The following is a 22,105-nucleotide window of genomic DNA, read 5'->3' on the forward strand; positions in this document are numbered from 1 at the left end:
CGCAGTAGGCTTCGGCGCGAGAGCCGGAGCCCCTGAACCCATGGGGACACACCAGCCCGAGGAGCGCCCCGAATGACCCTGACCCTGAGGACCATCAGTCGCGAGCAGCATCTGGCCTTTATCCAGAGCCTGCCGTCGGCGAGCCACATGCAGGTCCCGGCCTGGGCCGATGTGAAGGCGGAATGGCGCTCGGAGAGTCTCGGCTGGTTCGACAGGAACGGCCATCTGGTCGGCGCGGGTCTGGTCCTCTACCGGCAGCTGCCCAAGATCAAGCGCTACCTCGCCTACCTGCCCGAGGGCCCGGTCATCAACTGGTACGCGCCGAACCTGGACGACTGGATCCAGCCGATGCTCGCGCACCTCAAGCAGCAGGGCGCGTTCTCCGTGAAGATGGGCCCGCCGGTGATCATCCGCCGCTGGAACGCGGACACGATCAAGAGGGGCATCCAGGACCCGGACGTCAAGCGCCTGCGCGACCTGGAGGCGGACTTCATCGAGCCGCGCGCCTTCGAGGTGGCCGACAAGCTGCGCCGCATGGGCTGGCAGCAGGGCGAGGACGGCGGCGCCGGCTTCGGCGACGTGCAGCCGCGCTACGTCTACCAGGTGCCGCTGGCCAACCGCTCCCTGGAAGAGGTCCACAGGAACTTCAACCAGCTGTGGCGCCGTAACATCAAGAAGGCCGAGAAGGCCGGCGTCGAGGTCGTCCAGGGCGGCTACCAGGACCTGCCCGAGTGGCAGCGGCTGTACGAGATCACGGCCGTCCGCGACCACTTCCGGCCGCGCCCGCTGTCGTACTTCCAGCGCATGTGGACCGCCCTCAACACCGAGGACCCCAACCGCATGCGGCTGTACTTCGCGCGGCACAACGGCGTGAACCTCTCCGCGGCGACGATGCTGATCGTCGGCGGGCACGTCTGGTACTCCTACGGCGCCTCCGACAACATCGGCCGCGAGGTCCGGCCGTCGAACGCGATGCAGTGGCGGATGCTGCGCGACGCCTACGCGCTCGGCGCGACCGTCTACGACCTGCGCGGCATCTCCGACTCGCTGGACGAGACCGACCACCTCTTCGGCCTGATCCAGTTCAAGGTCGGCACCGGTGGCCAGGCCGCCGAGTACCTCGGCGAATGGGACTTCCCGCTGAACAAGCTGCTCCACAAGGCGCTCGACATCTACATGTCGCGCCGCTGAGCCGCGCGGACGTTTGATTCCATAGCCTTCACAGCTCTCACCCTTCTGATTCACCGCAGCCCCGAGAAAGGTTCCAGGTCCGGCCATGGCGCTCACGCTCTACGTCGACACCGCGCGCTGGCGGGCGCACCACAAGCACGTGCAGGAGCAGTTCCCGGGGCTCGTCCCGGTCTGCAAGGGCAACGGCTACGGCTTCGGACACGAACGGCTCTCCGAGGAGGCCACCCGGCTCGGGTCCGACCTGCTCGCCGTGGGCACGACCTACGAGGCCGCGCGCATCAAGGACTTCTTCGGCGGTGACCTGCTGGTGCTGACGCCGTACCGGCGCGGCGAGGAGCCCGTACCGCTGCCCGACCGGGTCGTCCGCTCGGTGTCGTCCGTCGACGGCGTGTACGGCCTCGTGGGCGCCCGTGTCGTCATCGAGGTGATGTCCTCGATGAAGCGGCACGGCGTCAGCGAGCAGGACCTGCCGCAGCTGCACCAGGCCATAGAGAACGTCCGGCTGGAGGGCTTCGCCATCCACCTGCCGCTGGACCGCACCGACGGCTCCGACGCCGTCGAGGAGGTCATCGGCTGGATGGACCGGCTGCGCGCGGCACGGCTGCCGCTGCACACGATGTTCGTCAGCCACCTGAAGGCGGACGAACTGGCCCGGCTTCAGCAGCAGTTCCCGCAGACCCGGTTCCGTGCCCGCATCGGCACGCGGCTGTGGCTGGGGGACCACGAGGCCACCGAGTACCACGGAGCCGTCCTGGACGTCACGCGCGTGGCGAAGGGCGACCGGTTCGGCTACCGGCAGCAGAAGGCCGCCTCGGACGGCTATCTGGTGGTCGTGGCGGGCGGTACGTCGCACGGCGTGGGCCTGGAGGCCCCGAAGGCCCTGCACGGCGTCATGCCGCGCGCCAAGGGCGTCGCCCGGGCCGGCCTCGCCACGGTCAACCGGAACCTCTCCCCGTTCGTCTGGGGCGGCAAGCAGCGCTGGTTCGCCGAGCCGCCGCACATGCAGGTGTCGATCCTGTTCGTGCCCTCGGACGCCCCCGAGCCGAAGGTCGGCGACGAGCTGGTGGCCCACCTGCGGCACACCACGACCCAGTTCGACCGCCTCGTGGACCGCTGAGGCCCTTCACCGCGACGAGAAGGCCGTATCCGGAGGACCCGGATACGGCCTTCTGCGTGTCCGTCGGCGGGCGACGGCGACGAGGCGGAGGGGTGTTCGCTCAGAGCGAACGGCCGTCGTGGGAGAGCGTTTCTGGGCGCCCCCAGTCCACCGGCGGGGCCTCGGTCTCGACGATGTGCCGGTGTGGACCGGTTACGGTGGCGCCGAGCGTGAACGCGTCCGCCGCGCCGTCGAGCACGCCGCCGGAGGGGTCGTCGTCGCCGGACCGGCGCACCACGTCCCGCTCCGGCATGAGGATGTCCCGTACGACGACGGCGCACAGGTACAGCGTGCCCAGCAGATGCACCGCGATCGCCCAGTGGTAGCCCTGCGTCGGCAGGCCCTTGTGGGCATCTCCGCTGGTCGTATAGGCGAGGTACAGCCAGATGCCCAGGAAGTACGCCACCTCGCACGCCTGCCACACCAGGAAGTCCCGCCACTTGGGCCGGGCGAGCACCGCCAGCGGCACCAGCCACAGGACGTACTGCGGCGAGTAGACCTTGTTGGTGAGGATGAAGGCGGCGACCATCAGGAAGGCCAGCTGGGCGAAGCGCGGCCGGCGCGGCGCGGTGAAGGTCAGCGCCGCGATGCCGAGGAAGCACAGCACCACCAGGACGGTGGCCGCGTTGTTGACGAAGCCGGTGGTGGGCGGGCTGCTGGAGTTCTGCGCCCAGATCAGCCAGAAGGAGCCGAAGTCGACGCCGCGCTCCTTGCTGAAGGTGTAGAACTTCGCCCAGCCCTCGCGGATGTGGAAGCCCGACGCGTCGTGCGCGATCATCACGGGCAGGTTCACCACGAGCCAGGCGGCCACCGCGCCGGCCACGGCCTGGAAGAACGCGCGCCACTTGCCGGCCCGCCAGCACAGCACCAGCAACGGGCCGAGCAGCAGGACGGGATACAGCTTGGCGGCCGTGGCGAGCCCCAGGAGAACACCGAAGGCGAGGGCCCGGCCCCGCGACCACATCAGCATCGCGGCGGCCGTCAGCGCCACCGCCAGCAGGTCCCAGTTGATGGTCGCGGTCAGGGCGAAGGCGGGCGCCAGGGCCACCAGCAGGCCGTCCCAGGGCCGCCGGCGATGAGTGCGGGCCACGCACGCGGCGATGACCGCGGCACAGACCATCAGCATCCCGGCGTTGACGAACCAGTACCACCGCTCCTGGTGCTGGATGGAGCCGCTGTGCGGGGTCAGCCAGGATGCCACCTCCATGAACAGCCCGGTCAGCACCGGATATTCGAGGTAGTCCATGTCGCCGGGGAGCTTGTCGAAGTACGGCACGAGATGGTCGGCGAAACCACGGCCCTGGTACAGGTGCGGGATGTCCGAGTAGCAGGCGTGCGTGTACTGGCTGCTCGCGCCGAAGAACCAGGCGCTGTGGTAGCAGGGCGCCTTCTGGACCAGACCGAGGGCGAACATGCCGATCGCCACGAGCGCCACCACCCGCACGGGGGTCCACCAGGTGGTCCCGGTCAGGGCCCGCCGTCCCAGGGGCCCACCGATCAGCTCACTGCCGGCGGCGGCGACCTCGTCCTCCCGGGTCGGCCACACCGGTTCTGCCGCGGCGGGCCGCACGGGCTCGGGCTCGTGCTGGCTCGCGGGCGTCGTCTCTGCACTGGGCATGGGGCACATCCTGCCGTACCTGTCTGGGAAGCCGTACCTGTCCAGGAATACGCCGAGGGCCGCCGCACCCCGTGGGTGCGGCGGCCCATGTTTCACGTGAAACGCCCCTGGCGGGCTATATGCCGCCAATCGGTCGGCTCAGGGGGCCGTCCGGCTAGCCTTGCTGACCACCGAAGAAGGTGCCGCCGTTGCCGCTGCCGTTGCCGGTGCCGTTGCCATTGCCCCGGGTGTTCCCGGGATCGGTCGGCTCCGTGCCCGTGGGCGTCGGAGTGGTGCCTCCGTCGGTACCGCCTCCCGTGTCCGTGCCTCCGATGCCGTCTCCGTTGCCGGTGCTGTCACCGTCGCAGGTCTGGCCCCAGCCGAGGTCGCAGGACTCGCTCGGCGTGGGCGACGGCGAGGTCGTCGTCTTGGTGGGCGTCGGGCTCGGCGTGTCGCTCGGCGTGGGAGTCGGCGAGGTCGTCGTCGCGCTGGGCGTCGGAGTGGGGGCCCCCACCTCGTCCTGGACGGTGCCGATCTCGGTGGGCTTCGGGAAGCCGGGGTCGTTCTTGCCCTTGAGCGCGGCCTTCATGTACTCGGTCCACACCAGCGTCGGGATGTCACCACCGTGGATGGAGTCGGTGTTCGCCGTGCCGTTCATGGACAGCAGCTTGTGGTCCTTGGGGTTCTCGCGGAACATCGCCACCGAGGTCGACAGCTGCTGGGTGTAGCCGACGAACCAGGCCGACTTGTTCTCGTCGGTGGTGCCGGTCTTGCCCGCCGCCGTCCGGCCGAGGGCCAGGGCCTTGGTGCCCGTACCGTTCTGGATGACGTTCTCCAGGACGTCCGTGACGTTGTTGGCGATGTTCGGGTCCATCACCTCCCGGGGCGCCGGCTTCGGCTTGACGAAGCTGGGCGCGTCCGCGCCGTTGAACTTGACGCCGGTCACCGAGTACGGATCCGCCTGCTTGCCGGACGCGGCGAAGGTCGCGTAGGCATCGGCCATGCGGATCGCGCTGGGCGTGGACGTGCCGATGGCGAAGGACGGGTTGAGGTCCTGCGACATGCTCTGGGGGAGGATGCCGGCCTCCTTGGCGACCTCCCGGACCTTGGTCATCCCGACGTCGACGCCGAGCTGCACGAACGGTGTGTTGACGGACTGCTCCATCGCCTTGCGCAGGCTGATGTAGCCCCAGGGATGGTCGCTCTCGTTGTTCTGGTAGAAGTAGGAGTTGTCCTTGTTGAGGTAGTACGTCCCATCCGGCTTCTGGACCTTGAGATGGTCGTTGCCGTTGTACTTGCTCAGCGGGGACAGGCCCTGCCCCTCGGACTTGTACGTGCCGTGTTCCATGGCGGCGGCGAGCACGAACGGCTTCCAGGTCGAACCCACGGGGACGCCGGAGGTGTCCGCGTTGTTGGTGAAGTGCCCGTTCTCGTAGCCGTCACCGCCGTACAGGGCGACGATCGCCCCGTCCTCCGGCTTCACCGAGGCCGCACCGAACTGGACGTACTTGTCCAGATCTCGGTGCTTCGGGTCGAGACGGTCCTTCTCCACGTTCTTCACGGCCTTGGCCAGCGCGCCGACCTTGTCCTTCTCGAAGGTCGTGTAGATCTGGTAGCCGCCCTTGTCGAACTGCGCCTCCGTGATGTCGGAATGCGCGAGGACGTACTTCTTCGCGGTGTCGACCAGGTAGCTGATCTGGCCGGTCATGCCCTTGGTCGCCTTGCGGCCGTCGGGCTTGGGGTACTGCGCGATGGCCTCCCGGTACTGGGCGTCGGTGAGGTGCTTGTCCTTGTGCATCTCGCCGAGGATCCAGGCCCAGCGGTCCTTGGAACGCTTCTCGTTGGCCTGCGGGCTCGCCGACTTGTCGAGGTCCTGGTTGCCCGCGGGGTCGTAGTACGTCGGGCCCTTGAGCAGCGCGGCCAGGACGGCGCACTCGCTCGGCTTGAGGTCGACCGCGTTCTTGCCGTAGTAGGTCTGGGCCGCGGCCTGGATGCCGTACGCGCCCCGCCCGAAGTACGAGGTGTTCAGGTAGCCCTGAAGGATCTTGTCCTTCTTCAGCTTGGCGCCCACCTTGATGGAGATGAACATCTCCTTGAACTTGCGGGTGACCGTCTGCTCCTGGCTCAGGTACGTGTTCTTCACGTACTGCTGGGTGATCGTCGAGCCACCCTGCGTCTGGCCGCCGCGCGCCATGTTGACCACGGCGCGCGCGATGCCCATGGGGTCGACGCCCGAGTCCTGGTAGAACGACTTGTTCTCGGCGGAGATCACCGCGAACCGCATCGCCTCGGGGATCTGGTCGATGCTGACGTTCTGCCGGTTGACGCCGGTGCCCGTGGCCACCATCTGGGTGTTGTCGGCCCAGTAGTAGACGTTGTTCTGCGACTTGGCCGCGTCGTTCTCGTTCGGGATGGAGACCATCGCGTAGCCGATGCCGACCATCACCACCAGGCTGCCGACGAAGCCGATGAACAGCCCGCTGACCAGCTTCCAGGACGGCACCCACCGCCGCCAGCCGCCCATGCCGGCCCGGGGGTAGTCGATGAACCGCTTCTTGCCGGGTGCCGTCGTCGCACGGCCCCTGCCGCGCCCGGGGCCGGGCCCGCCCGGACCGCCGCGCCGGCCGCCGGGGCCGGCGGTGTCGGGCGTTCGGCGCCGGCCGCCTTTCTGCGCCGCGCGGCGGGCCTCGGCACGGCCGCCGTAGGGACGCTCCTCGGCTCCCGGTCCGGTGGACTCCGGCCCATGGGACGGGGACCCATAGGAGTCGGCAGGGGACCCGGTGGCGCCTCGCGGTGCCGCACGGCGGCCGGAGGACGAGCCGGACGGGCCGCGTCGGGCCGCGGCACGTCCGCCTCCCTGCGGCTGCGGCGGTTTGCGACGGTGCTCGCTCATCGAACGATTACTCCTCGGGCAGGCGCACCCGTGCGCGCCTGGAACGGCGGCTGGTTTCCGGTCCCCCCGAAGTACGGATGTGGTCGGTTCCGCATTCACCCGTACTGCACCGGGGACGTGGACGCTCCCCAGGCGTCACGCGGTTCCCGGTGGCGTCCACGCCGCACAGACTACGCACCACCAAAACCCGCCGAGCCCCGAAGTTCACCCCAAAACAGGCAACTTGCCTCGTACGAATCGGTGATGTGATCCCGTTCACCGCCGTTCCCCTTGTCGCGTACGACGGGCTGTTCTATCGTCACGATGTATCGAACCGATACATCAGCGCGAGATAAAGACGCTGACAGGCACTGCGAGACCTGCGGGATCGAACCGCGGGGCCGGGAGGAGGCGACGATGAGCCGGCGCTCCGGCATCCTCGAGTTCGCCGTCCTCGGCCTGCTGCGGGAATCCCCGATGCACGGCTATGAGCTGCGCAAACGGCTGAACACATCGCTGGGTGTGTTCCGTGCGTTCAGCTACGGGACGCTGTATCCCTGCCTCAAGACGCTGCTTGCCAACGGCTGGCTGGTCGAGGAGCCCGGGAACACCCACGAGGACGCGCTCGCCGCTCCGCTCGCCGGACGCCGCGCCAAGATCGTTTACCGGCTGACGGCGGAAGGCAAGGAACACTTCGAGGAACTGCTCTCGCAGACCGGCCCCGACGCTTACGAGGACGAGCACTTCGCCGCCCGGTTCGCCTTCTTCGGGCAGACCTCGCGCGATGTGCGCATGCGCGTCCTGGAGGGCCGGCGCAGTCGCCTGGAGGAGCGCCTGGAGAAGATGCGCGCCTCGCTGGCGCGCACCCGGGAGCGCCTCGACGACTACACGCTTGAGCTCCAGCGCCACGGGATGGAGTCCGTGGAGCGCGAAGTGCGCTGGCTGAACGAGCTCATCGAGAGCGAGCGGGCCGGGCGGGACGTGAAGGGTTCCGCGACCGGGGGGCCCGCTCAGCAGGACACCACCACTGGATCGACGGGCGGCCTGCCCCGTCGCGGGGACACTCCCGCCACGGATACGCCCGACGACACCGCCACGTGAGAGCCCAGTCAGGGCCTCACTCGTACACACAGGGAGCAACCGGAATGGGTTCGGTTCGCGTAGCCATCGTCGGCGTGGGCAACTGCGCCGCGTCGCTGGTGCAGGGCGTCGAGTACTACAAGGACGCCGACCCGGCGGCCAAGGTCCCCGGCCTGATGCACGTGCAGTTCGGTGACTACCACGTGCGCGACGTCGAGTTCGTCGCGGCGTTCGACGTCGACGCCAAGAAGGTCGGTCTGGACCTGGCGGACGCCATCGGCGCCTCCGAGAACAACACCATCAAGATCTGCGACGTGCCCAGCACCGGTGTCACCGTCCAGCGCGGCCACACCCTCGACGGCCTCGGCAAGTACTACCGCGCCACCATCGAGGAGTCCGAGGAGGAGCCGGTCGACATCGTCCGGATCCTCAAGGACAAGCAGGTCGACGTCCTGGTCTGCTACCTGCCCGTGGGTTCCGAGGACGCGGCGAAGTTCTACGCCCAGTGCGCCATCGACGCCAAGGTCGCCTTCGTCAACGCCCTCCCGGTCTTCATCGCCGGCACCAAGGAGTGGGCGGACAAGTTCACCGAGGCGGGCGTCCCGATCGTCGGTGACGACATCAAGTCCCAGGTCGGCGCCACCATCACGCACCGCGTCATGGCGAAGCTGTTCGAGGACCGCGGTGTCATCCTGGACCGCACGATGCAGCTGAACGTCGGCGGCAACATGGACTTCAAGAACATGCTCGAGCGTGAGCGCCTGGAGTCCAAGAAGATCTCCAAGACGCAGGCCGTCACCTCCCAGATCCCCGACCGGGACCTCGGCGAGAAGAACGTCCACATCGGCCCGTCCGACTACGTGGCCTGGCTGGACGACCGCAAGTGGGCCTACGTCCGCCTGGAAGGCCGCGCCTTCGGTGACGTCCCGCTGAACCTGGAGTACAAGCTGGAGGTCTGGGACTCCCCGAACTCCGCGGGTGTCATCATCGACGCCGTGCGCGCCGCGAAGATCGCCAAGGACCGCGGCATCGGCGGCCCGATCCTCTCGGCCTCCTCGTACTTCATGAAGTCCCCGCCGGTCCAGTACTTCGACGACGAGGCCCGCGAGAACGTCGAGAAGTTCATCAGCGGCGAGGTCGAGCGCTGAGGCGCTGAGAACCGCTCGCACGAGACGCTCCTGCCAGGGCGGTGAAGGTCCCCGGGTCGGCCGACCCGGGGACCTTCCGCATGTGTGAGGCTGTCACCCATGCCCGTCGTCCGTGACCTGCGTCTGCTGTTGCGCCTACGCCACTTCAGGCGCCTGCTGTGCGTCCGTCTGCTGTCCCAGGGTGCCGACGGCGTCTACCAGGTCGCGCTGGCCGCGTACGTCGTCTTCTCCCCGGAGAAGCAGACCTCGGCCACCGCCATCGCCTCGGCCATGGCGGTCCTGCTGCTGCCCTACTCCCTGGTCGGCCCCTTCGCCGGTGTCCTGCTGGACCGCTGGCGGCGCCGGCAGGTCTTCGTGTACGGCAACCTGCTGCGGGCCCTGCTGGCCGGTGTCACCGCCGTGCTGATGACCGGCGGCGCACCCGACTGGCTCTTCTACGCCTCCGCGCTGTGCGTCACGGCCGTCAACCGGTTCGTGCTCGCCGGGCTGTCCGCCGCGCTGCCCCGGGTCGTCGACGCCGAGCGTCTGGTGCTGGCCAACGCGCTCTCGCCGACGGCCGGCACACTCGCGGCGACCATCGGAGGCGGCCTGGCCTTCGGGGTGCGGGTGGTGTCGTCCGGTTCCGACGCGGCGGTGGTGCTCTGTGGCGCCTTCCTCTATCTGTGCGCGAGCCTCACCGCGCTGTCGCTGGCCCCCGGCCTCCTCGGGCCGGACCGGCATCCGGCGCGTCCCGGCCTCGGTACGGCGCTCGCCGCGACCGCGCGTGAGCTGCCGGCGGCCCTCCGGCACCTGACCGCGCCCCGGCGCGACGAGGCGGCCTGGGCCCTGGCCGCGATGACGCTGATGCGCTTCTGCTACGGAGCGCTTCTCGTGCTGGTGCTCATGCTCTGCCGCTACACCCTCGCCGACACCCCCGAAGAGGGACTGCGGCTGCTCGGGCCGGCGCTGGCGCTGTCCGGCGCGGGATTCTTCGCGGCGGCCGTGGTGACGCCCTGGGCGGCACGACGGCTCGGCCCGGGCCGCTGGATCGTGGTGTGCTCCGCCACGGCCATGGTGCTGGAGCCCACCCTGGGTCTTCCGTTCGCCACCGGACCCCTCATGGCCGCCGCCTTCGTCCTGGGCCTGATCACCCAGGGAGCCAAGATCGCCACTGACACGATCGTCCAGGCGTGCGTGGAGGACGGCTTCCGCGGCCGGATCTTCTCCCTGTACGACGTCCTCTTCAACGTCGCCTTCGTCGGTGCGGCGGGAGTGGCGGCCCTGATACTTCCGCCGGACGGACGCTCGACGGTCCTGGTGGTTCTCGTCGCCGTCGTCTACGGCGTGGCCGCCCTGACCATGGCCCGCTTCGGGCAACGCGCCGAGGGGCGGTGTTTCACGTGAAACACCGCCCCTCGGCGCCACTGTTCCGGGAGGGATGTTTCACGTGAAACATCGCGTCCGGGCCCGGCTCAGCCCTGCGTGGCCCACCACTCCTTGAGCGCCGCCACCGCTGCGTCGTGCCCCATCGGGCCGTTCTCCAGGCGCAGCTCCAGCATGTGCTTGTACGCCTTGCCGATGGCGGGACCTGGCCCGACTCCCAGGATCTCCATGATCTGGTTGCCGTCGAGGTCGGGACGGATGGCGTCCAGCTCCTCCTGCTCCTTCAGCTGAGCGATGCGCTCCTCCAGGCCGTCGTAGGCCCGGGACAGTGCCACCGCCTTGCGCTTGTTGCGCGTGGTGCAGTCGGAACGGGTCAGCTTGTGCAGGCGGTCCAGCAGCGGGCCCGCGTCCCGTACGTAGCGCCGGACCGCCGAGTCCGTCCACTCCCCGGTGCCGTAGCCGTGGAACCGCAGATGAAGCTCGACCAGCCGTGAGACGTCCTTCACCAGCTCGTTGGAGTACTTCAAGGCCGTCATGCGCTTCTTCGTCATCTTGGCGCCGACCACCTCGTGGTGGTGGAAGGAGACCCGTCCGTCCTTCTCGAAGCGGCGGGTGCGCGGCTTGCCGATGTCGTGCAGCAGCGCGGCCAGCCGGAGGGCGAGGTCCGGGCCGTCCTGCTCCAGTGCGATGGCCTGCTCCAGGACGATCAGCGTGTGCTCGTAGACGTCCTTGTGCCGGTGGTGCTCGTCGCTCTCCAGGCGCAGTGCCGGCAGCTCGGGCAGGACGTGGTCGGCGAGCCCGGTGTCCACGAGCAGCGTCAGGCCCTTGCGCGGGTGGGCGGAGAGGACCAGCTTGTTCAGCTCGTCCCGGACCCGCTCCGCCGAGACGATCTCGATGCGCCCGGCCATCTCCGTCATGGCGGTGACGACCTCGGGGGCCACCGTGAAGTCCAGCTGGGCGGCGAACCGGGCAGCCCGCATCATGCGCAGAGGATCGTCCGAGAAGGACTCCTCGGGCGTGCCCGGCGTCTTCAGCACCCGCGCGGCGAGGTCCTCCAGGCCACCGTGCGGATCGACGAACTCCTTCGCCGGCAGGGCCACGGCCATCGCGTTGACCGTGAAGTCGCGCCGGACCAAGTCCTCCTCGATCGAGTCGCCGTACGACACCTCCGGCTTGCGCGAGGTGCGGTCGTACGCCTCCGACCGGTAGGTGGTGATCTCGATCTGGTAGCCGTCCTTGTGCGCACCGACCGTGCCGAAGGCGATACCCACCTCCCAGACCGCGTCCGCCCAGGGCCGGACGATCTTCAGCACGTCCTCGGGGCGGGCGTCCGTCGTGAAGTCCAGGTCGTTGCCGAGCCGGCCGAGCAACGCGTCACGGACCGATCCGCCGACCAGGGCGAGCGAGAACCCGGCTTCCTGGAATCGGCGGGCGAGATCGTCGGCGACGGGGGCCACCCGCAGCAGCTCGGCGACCGCGCGCTGCTGCGCCTGGCTCAGGGCGGAGGGAGTGTCTTCGTTGGGGTTCGGCACAACAGAAGAGGGTACGTGCCCCGCGCGCCCGGGGCGCCCTCGGGAAGCGGGGGGACAGCTCCCGGCATACCCCACGCAAGCGCTGCTCTTGCGGCGTACGGCCGCTCTCCCCTCGATACTGGATATAGGGGACAGGCAGGCGGCTGTTCTTCGATCTTGTGAAGGAGACCGCGGCACTTCCCTTCGGCGCGCATCGTTACCATGCGTGGACGCACAATCCGACGACCACTGATGACGAGGGACGGGCGAGCGCGTGGCCGAGGCGGCTGACTTCCAGGGGACCAGTGCCTCACCTGCCCGCCGGTGGCTGCGGCGCGCCGGAGCACTGCTCACCGGAGCGCCACTGCTGGCCGGTCTGCTCCAGTTGCCCGCCGCCGCGCCCGCGCAGGCCGCCTCCTCCGACCCGGTGTCCGTCTCCCTGGACTCGCTGAGCCCGAGCGCGCCCACGGACGGCGACACCCTGACCGTGTCCGGCACGGTGACCAACACCGGCAAGCAGCCCGTCACCCACGCCCATGTGGGCCTCCGGGTGGGCCCCTCGCTCACCAGCCGCTCCGCGATCGACTCCGTGGCCAGGAATTCCGACGACGTACAGAGCGCCGCCGGCACCGATGCCGGCGACAAGTACGAGGAGAAGTTCGACAAGCTGGCCCCGGGCGTCGCCGAGCACTTCAGCATCTCGGTCCCCGTGGACAAGCTGGACCTCGGCGAGGACGGGGTCTACGAACTCGGGGTCGCGCTCTCCGGGCAGACACCGGCCCAGGGCTGGGACCAGGTTCTCGGCATCCGGCGGACGTTCCTGCCGTGGCAGCCGTCGGACGCCGGCACCAAGACGAAGACGACGTTCCTGTGGCCGCTGCTCTCCACGGTCCACATGACGGCCAAGACGGGCGCGGGCGACCTGCAGACGCCGGAGTTCCTCGACGACGAGCTGGCCGACGAGCTGGCCCCCGGCGGCCGGCTGGGCCAGATGGTCGAGCTGGGCAAGGATCTCGACGTCACCTGGGTGATCGACCCGGATCTGCTGGCCTCGGTGGACGCGATGGCCGGGGGCACCTACCGGATCCAGGGCGCCGACGGCACCAGCACCCCCGGTTCGCGGGAGCACCAGGCGGCCGCCAAACAGTGGTTGGCCGCCCTGCAGAAGGCGGTGGCCGGCAAGGAGGTCGTCGCACTGCCCTTCGCCGACCCGGACCTGGCCTCCCTGGCGCACAACGGCACCAGCGTCACCGGCTCGCTCAGCCACCTCAAGGACGCCACCGACGTCGCCGCGACCACCGTCAAGACCGTGCTCCACGTCACGCCGAGCACCGACTTCGCCTGGCCGGTGAACGGCGCGGTGGACCGGTCCATCATGAAGGTCGCGACCTCCGCCGGGGCCGACCGGGTGATAGCCCGCAGCGACAGCCTCCAGGAGACCGCCGGACTGCCGTACACGCCGTCCGCCGCCCGCCCGGTTGGCGGCGGCACCACGGTGGTGGTCGCCGACACCCGGCTGTCCACGGCCTTCCAGGGCGACCTGACGAAGGCGGGCTCGGCCACCCTCGCCGTACAGCGGTTCCTGGCCCAGAGCCTGGCGCTGAACGCGCAGACGGACACCCAGCGCAGCATCGTCGTCGCCCCGCAGCGCCTGCCCACGGCGAGCCAGGCGCAGGCCATGGCCGCAGCGGTGAAGGCGCTCGAGGGCGGCACCTGGTCCCAGGCCCAGGACCTCACCGCGACCTCCAAGGACAAGCCCGACCCGGGCGCCACCACCCGGGTCCCGTCCGCGTCGGCCTACCCCTCCTCGCTGCGCCGACAGGAACTGCCGAGGACGGCCTTCGAGCAGATCGCCCGCACCCAGGACAAGCTGGACAACTTCCAGGTGATCCTCACCGACCAGTCCCGCGTGGTCACCCCGTTCGGCCGGGCCATAGACCGGGAGATGTCCACGTCCTGGCGCGGCCATGCCCGTGCGGCGGAGAGCTACCGCGGCGGCGTGGAGGCGTGGCTCGACGAGCTGGCCGACCAGGTCAAGCTGATCGACAAGTCCGAGACCAAGCTCTCGGGCCGCAGCGCCACGATCCCGGTGACCGTGCAGAACAACCTCGTCCAGCCCGTGGGCCACCTGGTGCTGCGCCTGGAGTCGACCATGCCGACGCGTCTGGAGATCGGCGGCAAGGCCTACTCCGAGCAGCGCGTGGAGGTCTCCGGCGGACACAGCCAGTCGGTGAAGTTCACCACCTCGGCCAACGCCAACGGCCGGGTCACGGTCATCGCCCGGCTGTACACCGAGGACGGCCGGCCCTACGGTCAAGCCGTCACCTTCGACGTGAAGGTCACCGAGGTCACCCCCACCGTCATGCTGGTCATCGGCGGCGGCGTACTGCTCCTCGTCCTCGCCGGCTTCCGGATGTACACGCAGCGCAAGCGCGCCGCCGCCCGGCAGCCCGAGGACGACGGCCCCGGCACGGCGGCCGGGAGCCCGGACGAACCCGGGAACCCCGGGGCGCCCGGGGACCGTCTCCCCCAAGAATCCGACTCCGCCCCCGGGGCAGAGGACCCGGAGCAGCCGAGTGACCCTGCGCCGGACACCGCACCGGAAAGCACCGACCCGTCCGGGACGGGTGAGAGAGTGGACCGTTGAGCGATGTCGTGGCCGGTGGGCCCGGGACGATGAGGTGGGGTAAGCATGAACGCGCCGTACGACGGTGACCGCGGCCAGGGCGCGGCCGGCTCGGGCTACCCCGAGCCACCGCCCGAGCCGGGCCAGGTGCCGCCGCAGCACGCGGCGGACATGTACCTCCAGGACGCCTACGAACAGGACCCCTACCGGGCGCAGGACCTGGCCGCCCAGGACCCGGTCGTGGAGGCGCTGTACGACCGCGCCGCGCATCCGCCGCCTCCGGGCTCGTACGACCCGCAGCAGCCGCTGTACGCACCGCCCGCCCCGTCGCCCTACGCCCCCGATCCGCGCGTGTGGGCGCAGCCCCCGGCGCCGGAGCCGGACGGCGCCGCCCCGTACCTGCCGTACGGCGACGACCCGCGCACGACCCAGTTCGTGGGGGTGGACGACCTGGTCACGCACTCCGGTGAGGAGCACCACGAGCCGGACGCCTTCGCGCATCTCTTCAAGGACCAGCAGCACAGCGGCGGGCACACGCCCATGGACCCGCAGGCCGGCCCCGGGCCGGCCGCCGCGCCGGGCGGGACGTACGACTCCGCCACTCCGTACCAGCAGCAGCCGGGGCCGTATCCGCAGCAGCACGGGCAGCACCCGCAGGGCCACGCGTACGCCGGTGCCGGGTACCCGGCCGGTCCCGCCGCCGGCTACCCGGCGCAGTCCCCGGTGCCCGCCCCGGCCGCCGCTCCGGGTGCCGCCGGACCGTTCGGGGCGGGCGGGCCGGACGTCCTCGCGGCCGGTGACGCCCCCGCCGTCCCGGGCGCCGCCGCTCCCGCCGCTCCCGCCAAGAAGGGCGGACGGGCGACCGGGCTGCTGAAGTCCAGCGCCGTGATGGCGGCGGGCACCATGGTCTCCCGCCTGACCGGCTTCGTCCGCTCCGCGCTGATCGCCGCCGCACTCGGTCTCGGCTTCCTCGCCGACTCCTTCCAGGTGGCCTACCAGCTACCGACGATGATCTACATCCTCACCGTCGGCGGCGGCCTGAACTCCGTCTTCGTGCCCCAGCTCGTGCGCTCCATGAAGGAGGACGAGGACGGCGGCGAGGCCTTCGCCAACCGGCTGCTGACCCTGGTGATGGTGGCGCTGGCCGCGCTGACCGGGCTCGCGATGTTCGCGGCGCCGCTGCTGGTTCGGCTGCTGGCCAACCCCGTCGCCAGCGACCCCGCCGCCAACGAGGTCGCGGTCACCTTCACCCGCTACTTCCTGCCCTCGATCTTCTTCATGGGCATCCACGTGGTGATGGGACAGATCCTCAACGCGCGCGGCAGGTTCGGCGCGATGATGTGGACCCCGGTCCTGAACAACATCGTCATCATCGTGACCCTCGGCATGTTCATCTGGGTCTACGGCACCGCCGCCAACTCCCACATGGACGTCACCAGCATCCCGCCGGAGGGGCAGCGGCTGCTCGGCGTGGGTGTGCTGCTCGGCCTGGTCGTCCAGGCCCTGGCGATGATCCCGTACCTGCGCGAGACCGGCTTCCGGATCAGGCTGCGCTTCGACTGGAAGGGCCACGGCCTGGGCCGGGCGGCGATGCTCGCCAAGTGGACGGTGCTGTTCGTCCTCGCCAACCAGGCGGGCGCCATGGTCGTCACCCAGCTGTCGATCGCCGCCGGCGCGGACTCCCACGTCAAGGGGACCAGCTTCGCCGCCTACGCCAACGCCCAGCTGATCTGGGGCCTGCCGCAGGCCATCATCACCGTCTCCCTGATGGCCGCCCTGCTGCCGCGTCTGGCGCGCTCCGCCGCCGAGGGCGACGCGGGCGCCGTCCGCGACGACATCTCCCACGGCCTGCGCACCACCGCGGTCGCCATCGTGCCCATCGCCTTCGGGTTCGTCTCGCTCGGCGTCCCGATGTGCACGCTGATCTTCGGCTCCGCCGGCACCGGCGCCGCCACCAACATGGGGTACATGCTGATGGCCTTCGGCCTCGGCCTGATCCCCTACTCCGTGCAGTACGTCGTCCTGCGCGCCTTCTACGCCTACGAGGACACCCGCACCCCGTTCTACAACACGGTCATCGTGGCCGCGGTCAACGCCGGCGCCTCGGCGCTCTGCTACTTCCTGCTGCCGCCGCGCTGGGCCGTCGCGGGCATGGCCGCCGCCTACGGGCTCGCCTACGCCATCGGAGTGGGCGTCGCCTGGCGCCGGCTGCGCAAGCGGCTGGGCGGGGACCTGGACGGCACCCGGGTGCTGCGCACGTACGCGCGGCTGGCCATCGCCTCGCTGCCGGCCGTCCTGCTCAGCGGCGCGGCCTGCTACGGCGTCGGGCACACCCTGGGCCTGGGCGTCGTCGGCTCCTTCGCCGCGCTGATCGCCGGCGGTGCCGTCCTGTTCGGCGTCTTCTTCCTCGCCGCCCGCCGGATGCGCATCGAGGAACTCAACTCGCTCGTCGGCATGGTGCGCGGGCGTCTGGGGCGTTGAGGCGGGGGTAGGCGCACAACCATCGTTCGCTGCCGCGTGTCGTGCATAGCGGCGGACTGTGGGCACAATTGGTTTCGGCGTCGGACAGCGCGCAACGGATGGGGAGGCAGGGACGACGGTGGCGGAACGGAGCACGGCTGCCGTCGACGTGGCAGACAACAGCGGTGAGCAGCCGCTGACCGCCAAGGCGGACCAGGCCACGGCCGACGGGGTGGCCACGAACCCGGAGCGGGACACGGACAGCGACGAGGCACAGGCGAGCGACGACACCGAGGGTCCCGGACGGAAGGCCTCCCCTCCCGAACTGCACAGCGGTCACAAGCTGGCCAGACGTTACCGGCTGGAGGAGTGCGTCACCCGTCTGGACGGGTTCAGCAGTTGGCGTGCGGTAGACGAGAAACTCCGCCGGGCCGTCGGCGTCCACATCCTGCCCGCGGACCACGCCCGTTCCCGCGCCGTCCTCGCCGCGGCCCGTTCCTCCGCGCTGCTCGGCGATCCCCGCTTCGTCCAGGTCCTCGACGCCGTCGAGCAGAACGACCTCGTCTACGTCGTCCACGAGTGGCTGCCCGACGCCACCGAGCTGTCCACGCTTCTCGCCGGCGGCCCGCTGGAGCCGCACGACGCCTACCAGATGGTCAGTCAGGTCGCCGCGGCGATGGCCGCCGCGCACCGGGAGGGCCTCGCCCATCTGCGGCTGAACCCGAACGCTGTCCTGCGCACCTCCACCGGTCAGTGGCGTATCCGCGGTCTCGCCGTGAACGCGGCGCTGCGCGGCGTCGGCACCGACACTCCGCAGCGCACCGACACCGAGGCGATCGGCGCCCTGCTGTACGCGGCGCTGACCCAGCGCTGGCCGTACGAGAACGACGCCTACGGCCTGTCCGGTCTGCCCAAGGACATCGGCCTCATCGCGCCGGACCAGGTGCGGGCCGGGGTGCACCGCGGCCTGTCCGAGCTGGCCATGCGCGCCCTGGTCAACGACGGGGCCACCGCCTCCCGGCACGAGGCTCCGTGCACCACGCCGGAGGAACTGGTGCGGGCGGTCGGCGAGATGCCGCGCATCCGTCCGCCCGAGCCCGCCTTCACGGCTCCGCCCGAGTACCAGCGCACGACCTACCAGCAGGGCACCTACGGCCGTCAGACGCCGCACCCCGGTGCCACACAGCCGATCGCGCCCCCGCCGCCCCCGCTCCAGACCCGCACCGGCAAGGCCCTGAAGTGGGCGGTGTCGGCGCTGCTCATCGCCGCGCTGGGACTGGGCAGCTGGCAGCTGGCGGACGCCCTGATGGACCGGGACACGTCGGACGACACGCACAAGAGCCGGACGACGGACGGCGACAAGAACGCCACGAAGCCGAAGCCGGTGCCGATAGCGATCCAGGGCGGCCAGGAGTTCGTCGCCAAGGGCGACGCCCAGCACCCCGGTGACGTCCCCAAGACCTACGACAACGACACGTCGTCGTACTGGAGGACCAGGGCCTTCAACGAGGGCCCAACGATCGCCCCGTACAAACCGGGTGTCGGCATCGTGTACGACCTCGGCTCGGCCAGGAAGGTCGACACGGCCACCCTGGATCTGCGCTACGACGGCGACCACACGACCGTCGAGCTGTACGCGGCGGACTCGCTGACGCCGGCGTCGCTGGACTCCATGACCAGGATCGGCAGTGCCACGACGACGGGGAACACCGTGACGGCGAAGGTCTCCAAGCCGGACAAGACGCGGTACGTCCTGGTCTGGCTGACGGCCGTGCCGTATTCGGGCTACGACTCGACGCTGTTCAGCAGCGAGGGCTACAAGCAGGCCATCGGCGAAGTGAAGTTCACGGGCTGACGTCTCACCCGGACCGGAGGGGCAGATGGCGGAGGGCGCCGGATACGACGGAGTGGGCGACCGGGACCTGCTCGCCCGTCATGTGGACGGCGACCCCGAGGCGTTCGGCGAGATCGTACGGCGGCACCGCGACCGCCTCTGGGCGGTCGCCCTGCGCACCCTGGGGGACCGCGAGGAAGCCGCCGACGCGGTGCAGGACGCCCTGGTGTCGGCCTACCGGGCCGCCCACACCTTCCGGGGCCAGTCGGCGGTCACGACCTGGCTGCACCGGATCACGGTGAACGCCTGCCTGGACCGCGCGCGCAAGGCCGCCTCCCGCAAGACGGCCCCGGTGGACGACACCGAGCGGCTGGAGCAGTTGCTGGAGCCGCAGGAGTCCGCCGCCGCGCCGGCCGAGCGGAAGGACCTGCACCGCCAGCTCCTCGAAGCGCTCGGCACCCTCCCGCCGGAACAGCGGGCCGCGCTGGTGCTGGTGGACATGCAGGGCTACCCCGTGGCGGAGGCCGCGCGGATCCTGGAGGTGCCGACGGGGACGGTGAAGAGCCGGTGTGCCCGCGGCCGGGCCAGGCTGCTGCCTCTGCTCACCCATCTGCGGCCCGGGGACGCCGCACACCGCGGTACCGGCAACGGCAAGGAAGACGCCCCGGAAAACGGTCCGGTACGGAACCAGGGGCAGGGTCCATCCGTCCCACCGGCGACGGGGCCACCGAGCGGACACCGCGGGGCCGCGGAACCGAGTGATGCAGCCGTAGTGAAGGGCGGAGGTGGGCGAGCGTGACGACCACGGCGGACACGGCCGGACACCCGGACGTCGCGGAGATCTCCGACCTCACCGAGGGCCTGCTGCCGCCGGACCGGGACAGGCGGGTCCGGAGCCACCTGGCCACGTGTGCCGCGTGCGCGGACGTGTGTGCCTCGCTGGAGGAGATCCGGGACCTGCTCGGATCCGTTCCGGAGCCGGAGCGGATGCCGGACGATGTGGCCGCGCGCCTCGACGCCGCCCTGGCCGCCGAGGCCGCGCCGGCCGCCGGCGCGGAAGGCTCGGCGGTCACCCGCGCCGAGACCGCGGAGGCCGTCGGCACGGAGGATCCGGCGGCTCCTGTTTCACGTGAAACATCGTCTCTCCCTGACCGCCCGGCAGGGCGCTCCCGCGCGGCCACCGGACCAGGGCGCAAGGATTCCCGGCAGGGGCGGCGCCGCGGGCGGTTCGTGTTCGGTGCCGTCCTCACGGCCGCCGTACTGGGCGCCGGCGGCCTGGTCGTGAGCTCGCTCCACGACGACTCCGGCCATCCCTCGTCCCAGGGCACTCCGACCGCCTCCGCGGGCACCTTCTCCGGTGACAGCGTGCAGAACCAGGTCCGCTCCCTCCTCACCACCGGCAAGACGCTGCCGCAGGGCAGTGACCGGCCCGGGCAGCGTGCCGAGGGCGGGACGGACTCGCCGGGCTCCACCGAGGGCCCCAGCACCCTGGTGCAGACCGCTGTCCCGGTCCCCGACTGTGTCCGGCAGGCGCTCCACCAGAGCACCGACGTCCTCGGTGCCAAGACGGGCACCTACGCCGGCAAGGCCGCCTATCTCGTCGTCGTGGCCGACACCCAGGACAGCAGGCGGATCACGGCCTATGTGGTCGACGCGGCCTGCGTGCGGCGGCAGACTCCGCCAGCCGGAACGGTCCTGCTGAAGCAGTCCCTCGCACGCCCCTGAGTTTCCGCGCGAACACTCCTGCGGCCGTCCCCGGCCGCGTGTGCCCAGACACACCGGGAATGCGGGCCCCGTAGGATCCGTTGGGTGGGGTGAGAGTCCCGAAAGGGGCTCTCACCCGGTCGACTGACGCAGACCAGAGACGAGGAATTTAGCCGTGAGCGACGTCCGTAACGTGATCATCATCGGCTCCGGGCCCGCAGGCTACACGGCGGCGCTCTACACCGCCCGTGCGTCGCTGAAGCCCCTGGTGTTCGAAGGCGCCGTCACCGCGGGTGGCGCGCTGATGAACACCACCGAGGTGGAGAACTTCCCGGGCTTCCGCGACGGCATCATGGGTCCGGACCTCATGGACAACATGCGGGCCCAGGCCGAGCGCTTCGGTGCCGAGCTGGTGCCGGACGACATCGTCTCCGTCGACCTGACCGGTGAGATCAAGACCGTCACCGACACCGCGGGCACCGTCCACCGGGCGAAGGCCGTCATCGTCACCACCGGCTCCCAGCACCGCAAGCTGGGCCTGCCGAACGAGGACGCGCTCTCCGGCCGGGGCGTCTCCTGGTGTGCCACCTGTGACGGGTTCTTCTTCAAGGACCAGGACATCGCCGTGATCGGCGGCGGCGACACCGCGATGGAGGAGGCCACCTTCCTCTCGCGGTTCGCCAAGTCGGTGACCATCGTCCACCGCCGGGACACCCTGCGCGCCTCCAAGGCGATGCAGGAGCGCGCCTTCGGCGACCCGAAGATCAAGTTCGTTTGGGACAGCGAGGTCGCCGAGATCCAGGGCGACCCGAAGCTCTCCGGTCTGAAGCTGCGCAACCTCAAGACCGGCGAGCTGTCCGAGCTGCCCGTGACGGGTCTGTTCATCGCGATCGGTCACGACCCGCGCACGGAGCTGTTCAAGGGCCAGCTGGACCTGGACGAGGAGGGCTACCTGAAGGTCGCCGCCCCGTCCACCCGCACCAACCTGACCGGTGTCTTCGCCGCTGGTGACGTGGTCGACCACACCTACCGTCAGGCGATCACCGCGGCCGGCACCGGCTGCTCCGCCGCCCTGGACGCCGAGCGGTTCCTCGCCGCCCTCGCGGACGAGGACCAGGCGGAGCCCGAGAAGACCGCTGTCTGACCCTCCCCTTTCCCCACCCCACCGCACGCACGGTAAGGAGCCCTCCGTGGCCGGCAATCTGAAGACTGTGACCGACGACTCCTTCGACCAGGACGTCCTCAAGAGCGACAAGCCCGTTCTGGTGGACTTCTGGGCAGCCTGGTGCGGCCCGTGCCGCCAGATCGCCCCCTCCCTGGAGGCGATCGCCGCCGAGTACGGCGACAAGATCGAGATCGTCAAGCTGAACATCGACGAGAACCCGGGCACGGCCGCCAAGTACGGCGTCATGTCCATCCCGACTCTGAACGTCTACCAGGGCGGTGAGGTCGCCAAGACCATCGTCGGCGCCAAGCCCAAGGCGGCGCTCATCCGCGACCTCGAAGAGTTCATCACCAAGTGATGTTCCACGTGGAACACGAAGGGGCCAACCCGCTCGGGTTG

At 70.3% G+C, this 22,105-nt stretch carries 15 protein-coding genes; 12 read left to right on the forward strand and 3 right to left on the reverse strand.

Annotated elements, in window-relative coordinates:
• Positions 1–72 precede the first annotated feature (72 nt).
• Both ACZ4SV_RS15965 and ACZ4SV_RS15970 read left to right on the forward strand, forming a co-directional pair.
• A complete protein-coding gene (locus ACZ4SV_RS15965; RefSeq protein WP_365877409.1) occupies positions 73–1,191 on the forward strand; it encodes a lipid II:glycine glycyltransferase FemX in 1,119 nt (372 codons plus the stop codon).
• 85 nt (positions 1,192–1,276) lie between these two features.
• Positions 1,277–2,308: an alanine racemase gene (locus ACZ4SV_RS15970; RefSeq protein ID WP_365877411.1), complete on the forward strand. Its 1,032-nt coding sequence runs from the start codon at positions 1,277–1,279 to the stop codon at positions 2,306–2,308.
• 100 nt (positions 2,309–2,408) lie between these two features.
• On the opposite strand, the gene ACZ4SV_RS15975 is transcribed toward ACZ4SV_RS15970, so the two are convergent.
• On the reverse strand, positions 2,409–3,965 hold the full coding sequence (locus tag ACZ4SV_RS15975; RefSeq protein WP_468004843.1) for a glycosyltransferase family 87 protein: 1,557 nt from the start codon (positions 3,963–3,965) through the stop codon (positions 2,409–2,411).
• A 154-nt stretch (positions 3,966–4,119) separates the two neighbouring features.
• Positions 4,120–6,837: a transglycosylase domain-containing protein gene (locus ACZ4SV_RS15980; RefSeq protein ID WP_468004845.1), complete on the reverse strand. Its 2,718-nt coding sequence runs from the start codon at positions 6,835–6,837 to the stop codon at positions 4,120–4,122.
• A gap of 396 nt (positions 6,838–7,233) precedes the next feature.
• Here ACZ4SV_RS15980 and ACZ4SV_RS15985 point away from each other — a divergent pair, with 396 nt between their 5' ends.
• The 3 genes from ACZ4SV_RS15985 (at position 7,234) to ACZ4SV_RS15995 (ending at position 10,427) form a co-directional block, all read left to right on the forward strand.
• Complete coding sequence (locus tag ACZ4SV_RS15985; RefSeq protein WP_365877417.1) at positions 7,234–7,917, forward strand: PadR family transcriptional regulator; 684 nt, start codon at positions 7,234–7,236, stop codon at positions 7,915–7,917.
• Between the two features lie 44 nt (positions 7,918–7,961).
• Positions 7,962–9,044, forward strand: coding sequence for an inositol-3-phosphate synthase (locus ACZ4SV_RS15990; RefSeq protein WP_468004848.1), 1,083 nt, complete (start codon positions 7,962–7,964; stop codon positions 9,042–9,044).
• Positions 9,045–9,143: 99 nt separating this feature from the next.
• Positions 9,144–10,427: an MFS transporter gene (locus ACZ4SV_RS15995; RefSeq protein WP_468004850.1), complete on the forward strand. Its 1,284-nt coding sequence runs from the start codon at positions 9,144–9,146 to the stop codon at positions 10,425–10,427.
• A gap of 68 nt (positions 10,428–10,495) precedes the next feature.
• Here ACZ4SV_RS15995 and ACZ4SV_RS16000 read toward each other — a convergent pair whose 3' ends face one another.
• Complete coding sequence (locus tag ACZ4SV_RS16000; protein WP_365941514.1) at positions 10,496–11,938, reverse strand: CCA tRNA nucleotidyltransferase; 1,443 nt, start codon at positions 11,936–11,938, stop codon at positions 10,496–10,498.
• Between the two features lie 253 nt (positions 11,939–12,191).
• On the opposite strand from ACZ4SV_RS16000, the gene ACZ4SV_RS16005 reads away from it, so the two are divergent.
• The 7 genes from ACZ4SV_RS16005 (at position 12,192) to trxA (ending at position 22,064) form a co-directional block, all read left to right on the forward strand.
• Positions 12,192–14,564 carry a DUF6049 family protein gene (locus ACZ4SV_RS16005; protein WP_468004853.1) on the forward strand — a complete coding sequence of 791 codons (2,373 nt, stop codon included), beginning with the start codon at positions 12,192–12,194 and terminating at the stop codon, positions 14,562–14,564.
• A gap of 45 nt (positions 14,565–14,609) precedes the next feature.
• Positions 14,610–17,024 carry a murein biosynthesis integral membrane protein MurJ gene (murJ, locus tag ACZ4SV_RS16010; RefSeq protein WP_468004855.1) on the forward strand — a complete coding sequence of 805 codons (2,415 nt, stop codon included), beginning with the start codon at positions 14,610–14,612 and terminating at the stop codon, positions 17,022–17,024.
• Between the two features lie 118 nt (positions 17,025–17,142).
• Positions 17,143–18,858, forward strand: a complete 1,716-nt coding sequence (locus ACZ4SV_RS16015; RefSeq protein ID WP_468004857.1) for a protein kinase family protein — start codon at positions 17,143–17,145, stop codon at positions 18,856–18,858.
• Between the two features lie 25 nt (positions 18,859–18,883).
• On the forward strand, positions 18,884–19,636 hold the full coding sequence (sigM, locus tag ACZ4SV_RS16020; RefSeq protein WP_468004859.1) for an RNA polymerase sigma factor SigM: 753 nt from the start codon (positions 18,884–18,886) through the stop codon (positions 19,634–19,636).
• Positions 19,633–20,562 carry an anti-sigma factor family protein gene (locus tag ACZ4SV_RS16025; RefSeq protein WP_468004861.1) on the forward strand — a complete coding sequence of 310 codons (930 nt, stop codon included), beginning with the start codon at positions 19,633–19,635 and terminating at the stop codon, positions 20,560–20,562. The genes sigM and ACZ4SV_RS16025 overlap by 4 nt, the downstream gene beginning before the upstream one ends.
• 154 nt (positions 20,563–20,716) lie before the next feature.
• On the forward strand, positions 20,717–21,685 hold the full coding sequence (gene trxB / locus ACZ4SV_RS16030) for a thioredoxin-disulfide reductase (protein WP_365880079.1): 969 nt from the start codon (positions 20,717–20,719) through the stop codon (positions 21,683–21,685).
• 46 nt (positions 21,686–21,731) lie between these two features.
• On the forward strand, positions 21,732–22,064 hold the full coding sequence (gene trxA / locus ACZ4SV_RS16035) for a thioredoxin (protein ID WP_365880081.1): 333 nt from the start codon (positions 21,732–21,734) through the stop codon (positions 22,062–22,064).
• Positions 22,065–22,105 lie beyond the last annotated feature (41 nt).

Source organism: Streptomyces sp. NPDC027672 (genome assembly GCF_055566335.1).